Source organism: Salegentibacter sp., from assembly GCF_041642575.1.
Lineage (GTDB): Bacteria > Bacteroidota > Bacteroidia > Flavobacteriales > Flavobacteriaceae > Salegentibacter.
The window spans coordinates 1-2,033 of record NZ_JBEPWD010000188.1; the positions used below are offsets into that span (position 1 = coordinate 1).

The 2,033-nt window shown below is 41.8% G+C and carries 2 protein-coding genes; both read right to left on the reverse strand.

Annotated elements, in window-relative coordinates; genetic code table 11:
• A partial coding sequence (gene hisD, locus ACESK1_RS13170; RefSeq protein ID WP_372920630.1) for a histidinol dehydrogenase occupies positions 1–1,201 on the reverse strand: 1,201 nt, incomplete at its 3' end.
• 11 nt (positions 1,202–1,212) lie between these two features.
• Positions 1,213–2,033 (reverse strand): ATP phosphoribosyltransferase (hisG, locus tag ACESK1_RS13175; protein ID WP_372920631.1); only part of this gene is annotated, 821 nt, incomplete at its 5' end.

Below are 2,033 nucleotides of genomic sequence, written 5' to 3' on the forward strand. Positions count from 1 at the left end.
GGCCAATCTCCATAATTCCTTCTGAAGAGATCTTTTGGAATGTCATCGCCTTCATAAAACTATCCAAATTTACACCGCTATATTGTTTTGCATAACCATTGGTAGGTAAGGTGTGATTGGTTCCCGAGGCGTAATCTCCGGCGCTCTCCGGAGTATAATTCCCTATAAAAACCGATCCGGCATTTTCGATTCCATCTGCATAAAATTCTTCGTTCTCTGTGCAAATGATAAAATGTTCGGGGCCGTAATAATTTATGAGGTCCAAAGCTGTTTCATCCAGTTTCATAGAGATTAATCTACAATGTTCAATGGCCTGTTGAGTAATGTTTTTCCGGGGTAGTCTTTCAAGCTGATTTTCAATTTCCACTTCCACTGCATCGAGTAAAGTTTCAGAAGTAGAAACCAATACAACCTGGCTATCGGCTCCGTGTTCAGCCTGACTTAACAAATCGGAAGCGACGAAGCTTGCATCGGCTGAGTCATCGGCCACTACCAACAATTCTGAAGGTCCAGCAGGCATATCTATAGCTACATTAAAACGGGTAGCGTATTGTTTGGCCACCGTTACGAACTGATTTCCCGGGCCAAAGATCTTATAAACCTTCGGAATACTATCGGTGCCAAAGGTCATTGCGGCAATAGCCTGTATTCCCCCTACCCGGAAAATTTGAGTTACACCACATAGTTCGGCGGTATAAAGAATGGCAGGATCTATTTTCCCGTCTTTTCCGGGAGGCGTACAAAGAACAATCTCCTGGCAACCCGCTAAGGACGCAGGAACAGCAAGCATTAAAATGGTTGAAAACAAGGGAGCACTACCGCCCGGAATATAGAGACCTACTTTTTGAATAGCCCTTTTTTCCTGCCAGCAATTCACTCCAGCGGAAGTTTCCACAGAAACCCTTTCTGTTTTCTGGGCCTTATGAAATTTAGAAATATTCGATTTTGCGAGTTTGATTGCTTCCTTGAGGTCGGCCGGCACTTCTTCTATAGCGGCTTCAGTTTCTTCCCTGGAAACCCTGGGATTATTCAATTTGAAATTATCAAATAATTCGGTGTATTTGGCTACAGCAAGATCGCCTTTTGTCCTTACTTCTGAAAAAACCTGTTTTACGGTTTCTTCAACATCTTCGAGACTTTGAGTAGGTCGTTTCAGAATTTCCGACCATTTTTCGCGGGCAGGGTTGTTGAATCTTTTCATTGCTTAAAACTTTATAATACCATTTTTTCAATTGGAGCAACAAGGATTCCCTCGGCGCCGTTTTCCTTAAGTTCATCAATTACTTCCCAAAAACGCTCTTCGTTAATTACGGTGTGGATAGAGCTCCAACCTTCTTCGGCAAGGGGTAGAACTGTAGGACTGCGCATCCCGGGGAGCAATTCTATAATTTTATCCAGTTTATCGTTAGGGGCGTTCAGGAGAATATATTTTGAAGTTCGGGCGTTTAAGACCGATTTTAGTCTGAATTGCAATTTTTCAAGAATACTTTTTCTTTCAGAAGAAATCTCTGGGGAAATTGCCAGAATTGCTTCGCTCTTCAACATTACTTCCACTTCTTTCAATCCATTCTTGAAAAGAGTACTTCCACTGGAAACAATATCGCAAATAGCATTGGCAAGGCCAATATTGGGTGCGATCTCTACCGATCCATTAATGATGTGTAATTCTGCTGAAATCCCTTTTTCAGCAAGAAATTCGTTAACAGTGTTGGGATACGAAGTAGCGATCTTTTTTCCCTCCAAATCCTGAATACCTTTATACTTCATTGATTTTGGAACGGCAATAGATACACGACATTTTGAAAAACCCAGCTTTTCTCCCCTGATGATATCCTTGCCTTTTTCAACAAGTACATTTTCTCCAAGAATAGCTATATCCACCACTCCATCACGTAAATACTGGGGGATATCACCATTTCTTAAATACATTACTTCCAGAGGAAAATTGCGGGCCGTGGCTTTTAACTGTTCCTTACCGTTGTCTATCGAAATGCCAGCATCTTTAAGGATTCTGAGCGAATCCTCGTTAAGTC